The 14,638-nt window shown below is 62.2% G+C and carries 11 protein-coding genes; 3 read left to right on the top strand and 8 right to left on the bottom strand.

All coding sequences use genetic code 11. The features are described 5' to 3' along the window. Positions 1–22: 22 nt before the first annotated feature. Genes RFER_RS18345 through RFER_RS18335 form a run of 3 tightly spaced genes read right to left on the bottom strand, consistent with a single transcriptional unit; the run spans position 23 to position 3,131 of the window. Positions 23–1,024 (bottom strand): lysylphosphatidylglycerol synthase domain-containing protein, encoded by a 1,002-nt coding sequence (locus RFER_RS18345; protein ID WP_011465884.1) that lies wholly within the window; start codon positions 1,022–1,024, stop codon positions 23–25. Next, a complete protein-coding gene (gene clsB / locus RFER_RS18340; RefSeq protein WP_011465883.1) occupies positions 1,021–2,271 on the bottom strand; it encodes a cardiolipin synthase ClsB in 1,251 nt (416 codons plus the stop codon). The genes RFER_RS18345 and clsB overlap by 4 nt, the downstream gene beginning before the upstream one ends. Then, complete coding sequence (locus tag RFER_RS18335; protein WP_011465882.1) at positions 2,268–3,131, bottom strand: endonuclease/exonuclease/phosphatase family protein; 864 nt, start codon at positions 3,129–3,131, stop codon at positions 2,268–2,270. The genes clsB and RFER_RS18335 overlap by 4 nt, the downstream gene beginning before the upstream one ends. Before the next feature lie 169 nt (positions 3,132–3,300). Here RFER_RS18335 and RFER_RS18330 point away from each other — a divergent pair, with 169 nt between their 5' ends. Beyond that, entirely contained in the window at positions 3,301–4,494 is a 1,194-nt protein-coding gene (locus RFER_RS18330) for a M20 aminoacylase family protein (protein ID WP_011465881.1), read from the top strand. A 65-nt stretch (positions 4,495–4,559) separates the two neighbouring features. Here RFER_RS18330 and RFER_RS18325 read toward each other — a convergent pair whose 3' ends face one another. Both RFER_RS18325 and RFER_RS18320 read right to left on the bottom strand, forming a co-directional pair. After that, positions 4,560–5,327, bottom strand: coding sequence for a type III pantothenate kinase (locus RFER_RS18325; RefSeq protein WP_011465880.1), 768 nt, complete (start codon positions 5,325–5,327; stop codon positions 4,560–4,562). Positions 5,328–5,340: 13 nt separating this feature from the next. Then, entirely contained in the window at positions 5,341–5,823 is a 483-nt protein-coding gene (locus RFER_RS18320) for a rhodanese-like domain-containing protein (protein WP_011465879.1), read from the bottom strand. A 194-nt stretch (positions 5,824–6,017) separates the two neighbouring features. Here RFER_RS18320 and icmF point away from each other — a divergent pair, with 194 nt between their 5' ends. Both icmF and gph read left to right on the top strand, forming a co-directional pair. After that, positions 6,018–9,359, top strand: a complete 3,342-nt coding sequence (gene icmF, locus RFER_RS18315; protein WP_011465878.1) for a fused isobutyryl-CoA mutase/GTPase IcmF — start codon at positions 6,018–6,020, stop codon at positions 9,357–9,359. A gap of 65 nt (positions 9,360–9,424) precedes the next feature. Continuing rightward, positions 9,425–10,171: a phosphoglycolate phosphatase gene (gene gph / locus RFER_RS18310; protein ID WP_041790959.1), complete on the top strand. Its 747-nt coding sequence runs from the start codon at positions 9,425–9,427 to the stop codon at positions 10,169–10,171. Here gph and RFER_RS24970 read toward each other — a convergent pair. The 3 genes from RFER_RS24970 to RFER_RS18295 all read right to left on the bottom strand — a co-directional run bounded on the left by RFER_RS24970 (position 10,168) and on the right by RFER_RS18295 (position 14,263). Continuing rightward, the gene (locus RFER_RS24970; RefSeq protein ID WP_279587681.1) at positions 10,168–11,718 is read right to left on the bottom strand and encodes a methyl-accepting chemotaxis protein; all 1,551 of its coding nucleotides are present in this window, start codon (positions 11,716–11,718) and stop codon (positions 10,168–10,170) included. The two genes, gph and RFER_RS24970, sit on opposite strands and share 4 nt — an antisense overlap. Positions 11,719–11,804: 86 nt before the next feature. Continuing rightward, positions 11,805–13,595 carry a methyl-accepting chemotaxis protein gene (locus tag RFER_RS18300; protein ID WP_011465875.1) on the bottom strand — a complete coding sequence of 597 codons (1,791 nt, stop codon included), beginning with the start codon at positions 13,593–13,595 and terminating at the stop codon, positions 11,805–11,807. A gap of 83 nt (positions 13,596–13,678) precedes the next feature. Continuing rightward, positions 13,679–14,263, bottom strand: coding sequence for a chalcone isomerase family protein (locus tag RFER_RS18295; RefSeq protein ID WP_011465874.1), 585 nt, complete (start codon positions 14,261–14,263; stop codon positions 13,679–13,681). Positions 14,264–14,638 lie beyond the last annotated feature (375 nt).

The raw sequence follows: 14,638 nt of genomic DNA, 5'->3' as shown, positions 1-14,638 counted from the left end.
CAGCATCAAGGTGGCCGGCGCCTTATTCCAATTCCTTGTCCGCCGCCGCGCTGCCCTGACGGCGTGCGGGCGCCGATTTTTTGGCCCGTGTTTCCGCCACCAGGTACAGCACGGCCGCCAGCGTCAGCGGGGCCAGGTAGTAGATCAGGCGGTAGGCCAGCAAGGCAGCCAGCAATTCGTGCGTGGGCAACTGGTGCGACAGCAGGGCGATGAAGACCGCCTCGAGCACGCCGAGCCCGGCCGGCACGTGGGCGATCACGCTGGCCACGGCCGCGACCAGCAGCACGCTGACCACGGTGGGGAACGCGATTCTTTGCTGCAACAGCACGAAGACGATACCGCCCATCAGCAGCCAGTTGGCCGCGCCCATGCCCAATTGCAGCGCCGCCAAGCGCAGCGAGGGCAGGTTCAGCTCGTGGCCCCAGAGAACAAAGCTGCGCCGGCGCAACACAGCGCACAGCAGCAGATACAGCAGCGCCAGCGCCAGCAGCACAAAACCCAGAACCTGCAGGCCACCACTGCCAATGACCCAGCCGGGTGGCAGCGCCGGGGCGTGAAAGCCAAAAATGACGCCCGCCAGCAGCAGGTAGCCGATCCAGTTGGCCAACATGCTCAGGGTCATGACGCGGGTGATCACGCCGGCGTTCAAGCCCAGCCGTGTGTAAAGCCGGTAGCGCAGGGCGACGCCGCCCACCAGCGAACCCATATTGAGGTTGAACACGTAGCTGATGAAGGTGACCCGCATCACGGTGCGCGCACGCAGCGTGTGGCCGGTGTAATGGCGCCCCAACAGGTCAAATGAGCTGTACAGGGTCAGGCTGAGCAGGGCCAGCGCGGCGGCAACCAGCAGTGTGTGCCCGGGATAGTTGGCTAGGGTGGCCAGCACCTCGTTCCATTCGATCGCGCGTGCCTGCGTGACCAGCAGCCAGGCCACCAGCGTGAAAAAAGCGGCTGTGGCAAAGCGCTTGAGCCAGGGCCACCAGACCTTGGTGGTGATGCGGTGCCGCGCTGGCGCATGTGTCATGACACCCGGCCTTCATTCACGCGGTCGCCGCCCGACTGGGCCAGCGCTTGGTCGGGCAGTGTCAGGCGCGGCGTATGGACCGGCAACCAGCCAAACCAGGCCGGGTAGTGCCGCAACAGATGGAACACCAGGAAGCTGCGCAGCCTCACCCACAGACCGGTCTCGGCCACATCGCCAATCAGGATCTGCTTGCAGCTGTTTTGCATCAACTGTGCCAGGTGCTCGCCCAGAAGCTGGTTGAAGGCGGTGTCCCTGATGATGACGTTGGCCTCCAGATTCAGCGCCAGGCTCAGCGGATCCAGGTTGCTGGAGCCGACGGTCGACCATGCGTTGTCGGTCAGCGCGACCTTGCCGTGCAGCGGACGCTCGCTGTATTCATAAATCTTCACCCCGGCGCTCAACAAGTGGTGGTACAGCAGGCCGGCCGCGACTTTGACTATCGGCATGTCGGGCTCGCCCTGCAGGATCAGGCGCACATCCACGCCGCGTTGCGCGGCCTTGCGCAGTTGCTTGAGCAAGCGGTAGCCGGGGAAAAAATAGGCGTTGGCGATCAGGACCCGGTGGCGCGCCGTGCGGATGGCAACGCGGTAGTGACGTTCGATGTCGCTTTTGTGTTGGCGGTTGTCACGCGTGACCAAAAGCGCCACGGCCTTGCCTGCCGCCGGCAGCTCAGGTAACGCCGGGACGTCGGGCTCGTGCCCGAACAGCCGGTCACGAAGCCTGGGCGGCTCACCCTGGCCAATGAGCAACTGGCTGCGAGCAAAGTGCTGGATGTGGCTGACCAGCGGCCCCTCAATTTCAATCGCATAGTCCTGTTTGGCGGTCGGACCGAAGTCAACCAGGTGGTCGTCGGAGTAGTTGATGCCGCCGACAAAGGCGCGACTACCGTCGACCACGACGATCTTGCGGTGCATGCGCCGGAACATGTTGGTGCGGTAGCCCCATAGCCTGGGGCTGGGGTCAAACACGTGGACCCGCACGCCGGCCTGTGTCAGCGCCGAGATGAAGGCGGGAGACAGGTCGGGCGAGCCGTAACCGTCAATGGTGATATCGATCTGCACGCCGCGCCGCGCCGCGCCCAGCAGCGCTGCCTGCAGGGCCAGGCCGACCTTGTCTTCAAACAGGATGAAGGTCTCCAGCAGGACCTCGTGCTCGGCCGCGGCAATGCACTCAAACACGCGCGGGAAATAGGCATCGCCATTGATCAGCAGGGTCACCCGGTTGCCGCTGACCCATCGGTTTTTCATAATTCGATCGTTGCCGCCAGCGGCGCGTGGTCCGACAGGTGGGACCAGGGCCTGATGGGCAGCACCAGCGGCGCATGGCCAATGGCGTTGCGCACATAAATGCGGTCCAGCGCCAGCACCGGCAAGCGCGCCGGAAAAGTGCGGGCAGCCTTGCCATAGGCCTGCACAAATACTTCATGCAGATTGGCGCCCTGCGCCAGCACCGCGTGGGCGCGGCGGCGCCAGTCGTTGAAGTCGCCGGCCACGATCACCGGGGCGCTCGCCGGTATGTGCTGGTGCACCAGGTCGCACAACATGTGCAACTGCAGGAGGCGGTGCGACTCGGCCAGACCGAGGTGCACGCAAATGACGTGGACTTGCGTGTCAAGGCCTGGCACCTGCAGCACACAGTGCAACAGTCCACGCCGTTCGGGCCCGATGATGGACACGTCGTGGTTCTCGAAACTGACGATGTGGAACTTCGACAACACGGCATTGCCGTGGTGGCCGCCAGGGTAGACGGCATTGCGGCCGTAGGCAAACTGCGGCCAGATGCTGTCGGCCAGGAACTCGTAGTGGGGGTTGGTCGGGTAGTCGGCGACCCGGCGCTCATGGCGGGCGTGGGAGCCGGTCACCTCCTGCAGGAACACAACATCGGCGCCCACGCTGCGAACCGCTTCGCGCAACTCGTGGAGGATGAATTTGCGGTTGAAGAAGGTGAACCCTTTGTGGATGTTGACCGTCAGCACCTTGATGGAAAAACTCAACGCCGCTTCGGCGATAGCCTCCTGGGCAGCAGCGCGCGCATCAGCTTCATCGAGGGGAGGCGCTGCAACGGTCGGTGCTTCACTGACTTGGCTAAGGGATTCGGGCGAAGACATAAGGCGGCAAGAAAATGAAAAATTTCAATGTTGCACCCTCAGACGCGAGTCGACTGTAGGACGACAGGCTAATTTTGCGCTCTTGTCACGATTTATGCCGTGTGAGCCCAGGGCGAGGCCATGCGCGCGAGGGACGGCTTGGCGCTAGACTGCTGCAAAAGGAGGTGCCATGAAACTTATTGATTCCATCGTGACCCAGACGGCCGGTATGGCCGCCGTTCGGCGCGAAATCCACGCCCACCCCGAGCTGTGTTTCAAGGAAGTTCATACCGCCGATCTGGTGGCGAGCAAGCTCACCGAGTGGGGTATTCCGATCCACCGTGGCTTGGGGCAAACCGGCGTGGTCGGCATCGTCAAAAACGGCACATCGAGTCGGGCGATTGGTTTGCGCGCGGACATGGACGCGTTGCCGATGCAGGAACTCAACACCTTTGCCCACGTCAGCACGCAGCCCGGCAAGATGCACGCCTGCGGCCATGACGGGCACACCGCCATGCTGCTGGCAGCGGCACAGCACCTCGCCGTCAATCGCCATTTTGACGGCACGGTTTATCTGATTTTCCAGCCGGCAGAAGAAGGTGGTGGCGGCGCGCGCGAGATGATCAAGGACGGTTTGTTTGAGCAGTTTCCGATGGACGCGGTGTTTGGCATGCACAACTGGCCGGGCGCTGAGGTGGGCCAGTTTGCCGTCAGTCCGGGTGCGGTGATGGCGTCCAGCAACGAGTTCAAGATCACCCTGCGCGGCAAGGGCGGGCATGGCGCCATGCCGCACAACGCAATCGACCCGGTGCCCGTGGCCTGCCAATTGGTGCAGGCGTTTCAGACCATCATCAGCCGCAACATCAAGCCGATTGACGCGGGGGTGATTTCCGTCACCATGATCCACGCCGGCGAGGCCACCAATGTCATCGCCAACACCTGCGAGCTGCAGGGCACGGTGCGCACGTTCTCGCTGGACGTGCTGGACCTGATTGAGCAGCGCATGAAGCAAATCACCGACCATCTCTGCGCCGCCTTTGCCATGACTTGCGATTTTGAATTCAAGCGCAACTACCCGCCCACCGTCAACAGCGTCGCGGAGGCCGAGTTTGCGCGCCGGGTCATGGCGAGCATCGTCGGCGCAGACCAGGTGACGGCGCAGGAGCCGACCATGGGTGCGGAAGATTTTTCTTTCATGCTGCAAGCCAAACCGGGTTGCTACGCTTTCATCGCCAATGGTGATGGCACGCACCGCGACATGGGTCACGGCGGCGGCCCCTGCATGCTGCACAACGCCAGTTACGATTTCAACGATGAATTGATCCCGCTGGGTGCCACCTACTGGGTGCGGCTGGTGCAGGCGTGGCTCAAAACTGGTGCCTGAGGGTGCCTTGTTTGCTATTTAATTAATAGCAATATAAGCTTATTATACGGTGGCTACAGCCCGATTTAATCAATAAACCGCCGGGCCGCCATCTCCAGCAGGCCGTCAAATATCAGGTTGTCCACCAGCTCAAACTGCACCGACATGCTGGGCGCCATCTTCCAGCCGGCGCCGCCCGCCATGATGCACTTGGGCTCGGTGCCGCAGTGGTCCCGCAGGTGCTGCACCATGCAATTCACGGCGCCGGCAATGGCAAAGGTGCCGCCACTGGTGAGGGCGTCGCTGGTGTTGGTGGGAAACTCGCGCACCTCGCCGGTGGGTACATGCAGCCCGGCCGTGCCCGATTCGAGGGCGCGCAGCATGATGCCGTGGCCGGGCAAAATCAAACCACCCAAAAACTTGCCGCTGGCGTCAATCGCATCCACCGTGACGGCGGTGCCGACCATGACCACCACCAGGGGGCGCGCCGGACCGGTGCTGAACGCGTGGTGCCAGGCCCCGATCATGGCCACCCATCGGTCGGCGCCCAGACGCGCCGGGTAGTCGTAGCCATTGGTCAAGCCCGCTTCGCCCGCGCTGGCCACGACCCATTGCGGCGCGACATCCCAGAGTTCCATTTGGGCCTCGACGCGGCGTCGCACCGCATCCCCGGCCACGATGCAACCCAGCATGTGCGTCGGCGGCGTCAGCGTCGCCCAGGCGCCATCGGCCAGTTTGTCAATGTTGTCAAGAAACTCGGCGCCTTGCGCCAGCAGGGGCGCATCGCGGTGGGGGTGGGTGTACAGCGCCCACTTCAGGCGCGTGTTGCCAACGTCGATGGCCAGAAATGTCATGGCGCGATTATCGTCAACCCTGGCGCCAGGGCAGACCGTGAAAGCGCCAACCCCCGCTGTGACCGCGCTGCCCCTGCGCATCCGGGTCGCCTTCGAAGCCTTCGAGGATGTTGTAGGCCTGCAGCCCGAGTTCGGTGGCGCGCTGCGCCGTTGCCACCGAGCGTATGCCACTGCGGCACAGCATGACGACTTTTTTGCCCGCTGGCACCGCGGCCAGCAATTGCGCGTCAAAGTCGGGGTTCAGGGTCATGCCCGGCCACTGCTTCCAGGCCAGCGCCAATGCGCCCGGTACAAAACCAACCCAGGCCCGTTCGGCGTCGCTGCGCACATCGACCAGCACCGCGTCGCCGGACTGCCACCATTGGCAGGCGAGTTGGGGAGAGATATCACCGGCATAGCCTTGGGCCGGGTGAACCTGCGCCACGGCGGGGTCAGCGCTTGCCGGGGCGGGCACGGGGGGGCTCGAGGCGGGCTTGCCGGTCGGGGTGGATGTCATGGTTCGGTCGCCGCAGAAGTGGAGGGTCTAAAACAAGCGTTGACAAAGCAGAATGTGGACTCTAATGGATTTTTGAAGTCCGATGTTGTGGAAAACCGCTAAGATTGACGTTTACGTAAACGTCAAGTCAGCGAATGCTGGTCTGATCGTCGCCTCACCCCAGAATTTCACCGCAACCGCATGGAGACAAGCACATGACCGACCTGTCCGCTGATTTCAAGGCCCTGGCCCAATACCGCCCCACCCACAAGGTGCGCTTCGTGACCGCCGCCAGCTTGTTCGATGGCCATGATGCGGCTATCAACATCATGCGCCGCATCCTGCAAAGCATGGGCGCCGAGGTGATTCACCTCGGGCACAACCGCAGCGTCGAAGAGGTGGTGACCGCCGCCCTGCAGGAAGATGCGCAGGGTATTGCCATCAGCTCCTACCAAGGCGGGCATGTCGAGTACTTCAAGTACATGGTGGACCTGCTCAAAAGCCGGGGCGGCGCGCACATCCAGGTCTTTGGCGGCGGCGGTGGCGTCATCGTGCCGCCGGAAATCCGCGAGTTGCAGGCCTATGGCGTGGCGCGCATCTTCAGCCCGGAAGACGGCCAGCGCATGGGCCTGGCCGGCATGATTGGCGAGATGGTGATGCGCTGCGACCAGGACCTCACGGGCCTGGCGCCCAAGAGCATCGACGCCATTCAGGGCCACACCGAGATGAGCTGGCGCGCCCTGGCGCAGCTCATCACGGCGCTGGAAAACGAAAACGCAGCGGGCCAGGCCAAAGGCAAACTTTCCAAACCATTAATGGCGCTAGCCAAGGAAATACGGGCGCAAGCTGCTACCAAAAAGATACCGGTTCTGGGTATCACCGGCACCGGCGGCGCGGGCAAGTCGTCGCTCACCGACGAGCTGATTCGTCGTCTGCGGCTCGATCAGAACGACAGCTTGCGCGTGGCCATGATCAGCATCGACCCGTCACGGCGCAAGAGCGGCGGTGCGCTGCTGGGCGACCGCATCCGCATGAATGCGATCAGTCCCTGGAGTCAGGGGCCGCGTGTGTTCATGCGTTCGCTCGCCACGCGTGACTTTGGCTCAGAAATCAGCGCGGCGCTGCCCGACGTGATTGCCGCTTGCAAGGTGGCGGGCTTTGACCTGATCGTGGTCGAGACCTCGGGCATTGGCCAGGGTGACGCGGCGATCGTGCCGCATGTGGATGTGCCCCTGTATGTGATGACGCCCGAGTTTGGCGCCGCCAGCCAGCTGGAAAAAATCGACATGCTCGACTTCGCCGAGTTTGTCGCCATCAACAAGTTCGACCGCAGGGGCGCGCTCGATGCCTTGCGCGATGTCGCCAAGCAGGTGCAGCGCAACAAGGAAGCTTTCGGTACGCCGCTGGAGCAAATGCCGGTGTTTGGCACCATGGCGGCGCGCTTCAACGACGACGGCGTCACCGCGCTGTACCAGGCGCTCAGAGCGCGCCTGGGTGAACTCGGCTTGCCACTGGGCGAGTCGCATCTGCCGCCGGTGGCGGTGCGCCACAGCACCAACCAGACCCCGGTGCTGCCGGCCGCGCGCACCCGCTACCTGGCAGAAATCAGCGACACCGTGCGCGCCTACAAAAAGCGCGCGCGCAGCCAGGCCAAATTGGCGCGTGAAGTGCAGCAGCTCAAGGCCACGGCGCAAATGTTGCTGGCACACGACCCGTGCAAGGATGGATCAAACAAACCCGGCGCTTACGGAACCGTGCTTGACCTGGCCAAGGAGCGTGCCGAGCTGCAGGACGCAGCTTGCGCCAAGCTGCTGGCGCAGTGGCCCACCATGCAAACAGCCTATGCGGGTGATGAGTACGTGGTCAAAATCCGCGACAAGGAAATCCGCACCGCGCTCACCAGCAAATCCTTGAGCGGCACCACCATCCGCAAAGTGTGCCTGCCGCAATACGAAGACCATGGCGAAATCCTGAAATGGTTGATGTTGGATAACGTGCCCGGCAGCTACCCCTACACCGCCGGCACCTTCGCTTTCAAGCGCGAAGGCGAGGACCCGACCCGCATGTTTGCCGGTGAAGGCGACGCGTTTCGCACCAACACGCGTTTCAAATTGCTCAGCTCGGGCATGGCGGCCAAGCGTTTGAGCACTGCGTTTGATTCGGTCACGCTGTATGGCAACGACCCCGATCCGCGTCCCGATATCTACGGCAAGGTCGGCAACTCGGGCGTCAGCATCGCGACGCTCGACGACCTCAAGGTGCTCTACAGCGGCTTTGACTTGTGCAGCCCGTCCACCAGCGTCAGCATGACCATCAACGGCCCGGCGCCCAGCATCCTGGCGATGTTCATGAACACCGCGATTGACCAGAATATCGACAAATTCAAGCTTGATAATGGCCGCGAGCCGACCGACACCGAGACGGAGAAGATCAAGGAATGGGTGCAGGAGAACGTGCGCGGCACGGTGCAGGCCGACATCCTGAAAGAAGACCAGGGGCAGAACACCTGCATTTTCAGTACCGAATTTTCACTGAAGGTGATGGGCGACATCGCCGAATATTTTGTGCACAACCGGGTGCGCAATTTTTACAGCGTGTCGATCAGCGGCTACCACATTGCCGAAGCCGGGGCCAACCCGATTTCGCAACTGGCATTCACCTTGTCCAACGGCTTCACCTTTGTCGAGGCCTACCTGGCGCGGGGCATGCACATTGACGACTTTGCGCCCAACTTGAGCTTCTTCTTCAGCAACGGCATGGACCCTGAATACACCGTGATGGGTCGCGTCGCGCGCCGCATCTGGGCCGTTGCCATGAAAGAAAGATACGGCGCCAACGAGCGCAGCCAAAAGCTCAAATACCACATCCAGACCAGCGGGCGCAGCCTGCACGCACAGGAGATCCAGTTCAACGACATCCGCACCACGCTGCAGGCCTTGATCGCCATTTACGACAACTGCAACAGCCTGCACACCAACGCTTTCGACGAAGCCATCACCACGCCGACCGAAGACTCGGTGCGCCGCGCCATGGCGATCCAGCTCATCATCAACCGCGAATGGGGTTTGGCCAAGAACGAAAACCCGTCGCAAGGCGCCTTCATCATCGAGGACCTGACCGAGTTGGTGGAAGAAGCGGTGCTGCTCGAATTTGAGCGCATTTCCGAGCGCGGCGGTGTGCTCGGGGCCATGGAAACCGGCTACCAGCGCGGCAAGATTCAGGACGAATCGATGCACTACGAAATGCTCAAGCACACCGGCGAGCTGCCCATCATCGGCGTCAACACCTTTCGCAACCCGCACGGCGACGCCGTGCACGACACGCTGGAGCTGGCCCGCTCAACGGAGGAAGAAAAACAAAGCCAGCTCAAGCGCCTGGCCGACTTCCACGCGCTGCACGCCAAGGAGGCGCCCGCGATGCTCAAACGCCTGCAAAAAGCCGTGATCGACAACAAGAACGTGTTTGAAGTGCTGATGGACGCCGTGCGCTGCTGTTCCCTGGGCCAGATCACCAATGCGCTGTTTGAGGTTGGCGGGCAGTACAGAAGGAATATGTGAAACTTTGCGGGACAGACCAAGGCTTGCGCGTTGTGAGCTTGCTCTGTCCTCAACCAATTAAAACCTTGAACTCTATTGACTTGAACCAGTTTGACGTCAGTGCCGTCATCGTTGACCTTGATGGCACCATGATTGACACATTGGACGATTTTTGTGTTGCGCTCAACCGGATGCTGGGCGACTTGCCTGCGCCTTTTGCCTCCCATCAGGTCGACCGCGCAACGGTTGCGCAGCTGGTCGGCAAAGGCTCAGAGCATTTGCTGAAAAGCGTGCTGACCCTCGTCAGCAATGCTTCATTAGCTATTGATTCAGAAGCATATGACGGATCGACTGCAGGCAACGAGGCCGACTTGCCGGACCGTCTCTACCCGCAGGCCTGGGCCAGTTACCAGCGCCATTACCGCGCGGTTAATGGCCAATACGCCCGTGTTTTTCCCGGTGTTGAGGCGGGGCTGGTCTACCTGAAAGCCCGCGGCCTGAAGCTGGCCTGCCTGACCAACAAACCGACGGCGTTCGCCCGCGCGCTGCTGCAGGCCAAGGGCCTGGACGGTTTCTTTGATCTCACGTTTGGCGGCGACGCCTTTGCGCGTAAAAAGCCCGATCCGCTGCCGCTGCTCGCCACCTGTGCCGCGTTGGGCTCAGTGCCGCGGCGCACCTTGATGATTGGCGACTCCAGCAACGACGCCCAGGCGGCGCGTGCCGCTGGCTGCCCGGTGCTGCTGGTGACCTACGGCTACAACCATGGTCAGCCGATTCGCGACGTGCAGGCCGATGGCTACATCGACTCCTTGCAGCGCTTGATACCTGCCTAGGCGGCTTCCAGTTTGAACACCGCCACGGTTTGTACCAGTGCCTGGGCGCGTGATTTCAGACTGCCGGCGGAGGCGGCCATCTCTTCGACCAGCGCCGCGTTTTGCTGCGTTGCCTGATCCATTTGGGCAATCGCCTCGCCGACCTGGGAAACGCCGTCACTCTGGTCGGTGCTCGCAATACTGATCTCGGCCATGATGTCGGTCACATGGCGAATGCTATTGACCACCTCGCTCATGGTGGCGCCGGCCCGGTCCACCAGCGCGCTGCCTTGTTCCACGCGCTCCACACTGGCATTGATCAATGACTTGATTTCCCGGGCCGCCTCGGCCGAGCGCCCGGCGAGCGAGCGTACCTCGCTGGCCACCACGGCAAAACCGCGACCCTGCTCGCCGGCCCGGGCCGCTTCCACGGCCGCGTTGAGCGCCAGAATATTGGTCTGAAAGGCAATGCCATCAATCACACTGATGATGTCGGAGATTCTGCGCGACGCGTCGTTGATGCCTTTCATGGTGTCCACCACCTGGCTCACCACGTCACCGCCCCGCGCCGCCACGCTGCTGGCATTCAGGGCCAGCTCATTGGCCTTGCGGGCGTTGTCGGCGTTTTGCTTGACGTTGGCGCTGAGCAACTCCATGGACGCTGAGGTTTGTTCCAGTGAGCTGGCCTGACTCTCGGTTCGGGCCGACAGGTCCAGATCGCCCTGGGCAATCTCGGCGCTGGCCGTGGCCACGCTCTCGGCGTCGTCGCGGACCTCGGAGACCACGGTGCTCAGGTGCGCCTGCATGTCCTTGAGCGCCAGCAGCAGCAGGGCGGTTTCGCTCTTGCCGCTGGCCTCGAACTGCTGGCTCAGGTCACCGGCGGCCACAGCGCGCGACACGGCCACGGCCTGGTTGAGCGGGCCGGTGATGGAGCGAATGATCCAGGCCGCCATCAGCACGGCCAGTACCAGGGCAATGGCGAGTGTGGCCACGACGACAACCTTCATGCTGGTGGCGGCGTCCTGGGTGGCGCTGGTGGATTGGTTCAGCTGGCTGTCGAGGTGCGTGAGCAGGCCATTGAGCGTGTCGAAATAAGCCTCCTGGGCCGGCGCCACTTTGTCCATGAGCAGCGTCCTGGCCTCAAAGAAAGAACCGGCGTTCACCAAGCCCATGACCTCTGCCTGCATGGGGTCGTATTGGCTGCGCGCCTTGGCCACCTTGGCCAGAATGGCCTGACCCGTGTCAGACGTCGTCTGCTCGCCGAGCCTGGCCAGACTGGCGTTGATGCGCACGCGCGCCGACTCCACGCGCTCAACCTCTTTTTTGATGCCGTCTGCGTCTCGCATCATCATGGTGTTGCGAAGCGCAATGGAGATCGCGTTGAGGTCGCCCTTGACCTCGTTGGTCGCGGCGATGAGCGGCATGCGCTCGTCAATCACCTGGTTGAACATCTTGCTCATGACGCCCACCTTGAGCAGCGACACGCCACCCATGAGTGCAATCAGCAGTCCAAGCACGCCAAAGCCCAACGTCAAGCGGCTGGAAATTTTCATGTCATTAATGTTCACGAAGCGCATCCTATAAAAAAAACAGATCAATCTCCAGTGCCGGGTTGGCGTTGGCGCACAGGCCGCTTCAAGCCCTCCAGACAGACTCAGAAAGTTTCCCAGTCACCCTCGGCGCCAGCCGCTGCCGGTGCCGCTTTGGGGGGCGCGGCGCGCGCGCTTAACAATGTCGGCGTTGTGCTCGGGGCCTGGCTGGCAGGGCTGCTGGTCCGTGATCGGGCCGCTGCACCCTTGGGGATGCCCGCGCCGCGCCGCTCCTCGCCCTTGAACGGCACCGCCCCCGGCTTGTGCGAGCGCACCGCAGCCATGGTGGCCATACCCTGTTGGGCGTCATTGGCGCTGAGCTTGAACACCGCCACCACTTGCACCAGCTCCTGCGCCTGCACTTTCAGGCTGCTGGCTGCTGCTGCCATTTCTTCGACCAGCGCCGCGTTTTGCTGGGTGACCTGGTCCATTTGCGTGACCGCTTCGCCGACTTGTGTCACACCCAGGCTTTGCTCGTTGCTGGCGGCACTGATCTCCCCCATGATGTCCGTCACGCGCTTGATCGCGCTGACCACCTCGGTCATGGTGCTGCCCGCCTTGTCCACCAGCAGCGTACCCTGCTCAACGTGTTCCACGTTGGCGTTGATCAGGCTCTTGATTTCCTTGGCCGCCTCGGCCGAGCGTCCGGCCAGCGAGCGCACTTCAGAAGCCACCACGGCAAAACCGCGGCCTTGCTCCCCGGCGCGCGCCGCTTCCACGGCCGCGTTGAGCGCCAGGATGTTGGTCTGGAAGGCGATGCCGTCAATGACGCTGATGATGTCGCTGATCTTGCGCGAGGCGTCGTTGATGCCTTTCATGGTGTCCACCACCTGCGCCACCACTTCGCCGCCCTGCACGGCGACCGTGCTGGCGCTCAGGGCCAGTTGATTGGCCTGGCGCGCGTTGTCGGCGTTGGCTTTGACGGTGGAGCTGAGTTGTTCCATGGACGCGGCGGTTTCTTCCAGCGCGCTGGCTTGACTCTCGGTGCGGCTTGAGAGGTCGCTGTTGCCTTGCGCAATTTCGGCGCTGGCCGTGGCTACGCCTTCGGAGCCTCGGCGCACGTTGGTGACGACGCTGGCCAGGCTGGTTTGCATGTGGGCAAAGCCACGCATCAGCGCCGATATTTCGTCGGTGCCGTTGGTGACTCTGATGGTTTGGCTCAAATCGCCCTGCGCCACTGCTTCAGAGATCTTGACCGCCCGTGCCAAGGGGTTGGCAATGCCGCGCGCCAACATCCAGCCAAACCAGGCGGCAAACAGCAGGCCCAAGGCGATGGCGGCAATACACACGGCGCGGATGGTGTGGTAGCGGTCGCTGTTGGCCTCAAAACCTTTTTTGGCTTCGTCCAGCTGGAATTTTTGCAGGGCGTCAGCCGCGTCCCGCGCGGCGTCAAACGCGGGGCGGATTTTTTCCACCACGAGCTGCCGTGTGGTGGGCAGCTCGTTGGCCTGCAAGGCAGCGACGGCAGGCCGCAGGCCCTCTTGCACATACTGGGCGCGCTTGTCGGCGTAGGCCTTGGCCAGCTGCGCCTCTTCAGAGGATTTGGGCCCGACCAAGTAGACGTCCCAGATCTTGCTGATTTTGGCGATATCGGCTTCGACCTCGTCACCCGCCCGCTTGATGCTCTCGGGGGTTTGCTCAATGACGGCGTTTGCAATCATCAGGCGGTTGCGCAACATCAGGTACTTGATGTTGCCGATGTTGGCAATTTGGACGGTGGAGTCCTTGTAGGCGATATCCATCGCCTCGTCACTTTTGCCCATGCCATACAAGCCAATGCTGCCAGTCAGCACCAGCAACATGGCCAGCACGCCGATCAGAAGGGCGAGTCGGGTGGAAATCTTTAGTCTATTCATGCGTTTGCTCCATGCGGCCCGTGTCGATCAAATCTGTCATCATAAAGCCGCTGCAGGCCCCGACGCACTGTCTCGTGGACTGGTCACTTCCCGCCCAGCAAGGCCTCCTTGAGTTTGTAATCAGCCGGTGAGGAGCCCAGCCAGATCATCATCAGCGCCTTGAAAAATTCCGGCTCCTGAAACGGCTCGCCCTGCACCACGTCCTTGACGGTGATGACGGTGCCAGTGCCAGGCACCCAATCGATCATGAACTGGTCGCCCGCCACCAGGTTTTTTTGCGCGGCAAAAATCTCACCCATGCGGATCAGGCCCGGGATCAGTTTGGAGATGGCCGCCTTGCCCGTGTTGTCCTCCACGCCGCGGGTCAACAGCTTGCCCAGTTCCTTGGAATCAATGGTTCTGAGCATGGTGACTATCAGGCGCTTCGGGCCGGGCTGGTTGATGACCTCATCGGGCGTGTTCACCTTCTTGGCCAGATACAAGCCCGCCACATAGACTTTGACGACGAACTTGTAGCGGGTGCCGGCGCCATTGAGTTGCAGTTGAGTTCCATGGACTTGCGTCGTGTCTTCCAGTTTGACGCCATGGATTTCGACTGGGGCGGCCAGGGCGCTGAAGGCGAACAGGGCGGCGCCCAGTGCCAGCACCAGATGTTGAACAAGCTTCATGAGTTTCCTTTAATAGAACGACCGTGCTAATTAGTGGGTGGCGCGATTCTGGGGGTGATTGGCAGTGCGGCGCAAGAGGGTTTTCGCTTAGGGTTTGCGATGACAGGTCCCGAATGTGACGGTCAATCTGTCGGTGGGCCAGGGTTTGCTACACTGGCGCGCATGTTCATTCACCGCATCAGCATCACAGGTTGTAGCGACCGGGGAGCCTGGCTCTGGCGCCCGCTACCAGACACGTCGGCTCGCGCCTGACTTTTCTCCCCCCTTGGTCTGAATGAACCGCAGCACGTCGTGCTGCCCGCTGGTCCTACCGCGTGTTGGCAGCCACCTGTTCCAGCCGCGTGCCCATAGGCTGGCTTTGAACTGAAAGAATCT

Source organism: Rhodoferax ferrireducens T118, assembly GCF_000013605.1.
GTDB lineage: Bacteria > Pseudomonadota > Gammaproteobacteria > Burkholderiales > Burkholderiaceae_C > Rhodoferax > Rhodoferax ferrireducens.
The sequence above is the reverse complement of the archived record's forward strand: the minus strand, read 5'-3'. Positions and strand labels throughout refer to the sequence as shown.

Coding starts and splice junctions, on each gene's coding strand:
- RFER_RS18320 (WP_011465879.1), bottom strand. CDS start 5,823: ATGACATCCACCCCGACCGGCAAGCCCGCCTCGAGCCCCCCCGTGCCC.
- RFER_RS18330 (WP_011465881.1), top strand. CDS start 3,301: ATGAAACTTATTGATTCCATCGTGACCCAGACGGCCGGTATGGCCGCC.
- icmF (WP_011465878.1), top strand. CDS start 6,018: ATGACCGACCTGTCCGCTGATTTCAAGGCCCTGGCCCAATACCGCCCC.
- RFER_RS18295 (WP_011465874.1), bottom strand. CDS start 14,263: ATGAAGCTTGTTCAACATCTGGTGCTGGCACTGGGCGCCGCCCTGTTC.
- RFER_RS18335 (WP_011465882.1), bottom strand. CDS start 3,131: ATGTCTTCGCCCGAATCCCTTAGCCAAGTCAGTGAAGCACCGACCGTT.
- RFER_RS18300 (WP_011465875.1), bottom strand. CDS start 13,595: ATGAATAGACTAAAGATTTCCACCCGACTCGCCCTTCTGATCGGCGTG.
- RFER_RS18345 (WP_011465884.1), bottom strand. CDS start 1,024: ATGACACATGCGCCAGCGCGGCACCGCATCACCACCAAGGTCTGGTGG.
- RFER_RS18325 (WP_011465880.1), bottom strand. CDS start 5,327: ATGACATTTCTGGCCATCGACGTTGGCAACACGCGCCTGAAGTGGGCG.
- clsB (WP_011465883.1), bottom strand. CDS start 2,271: ATGAAAAACCGATGGGTCAGCGGCAACCGGGTGACCCTGCTGATCAAT.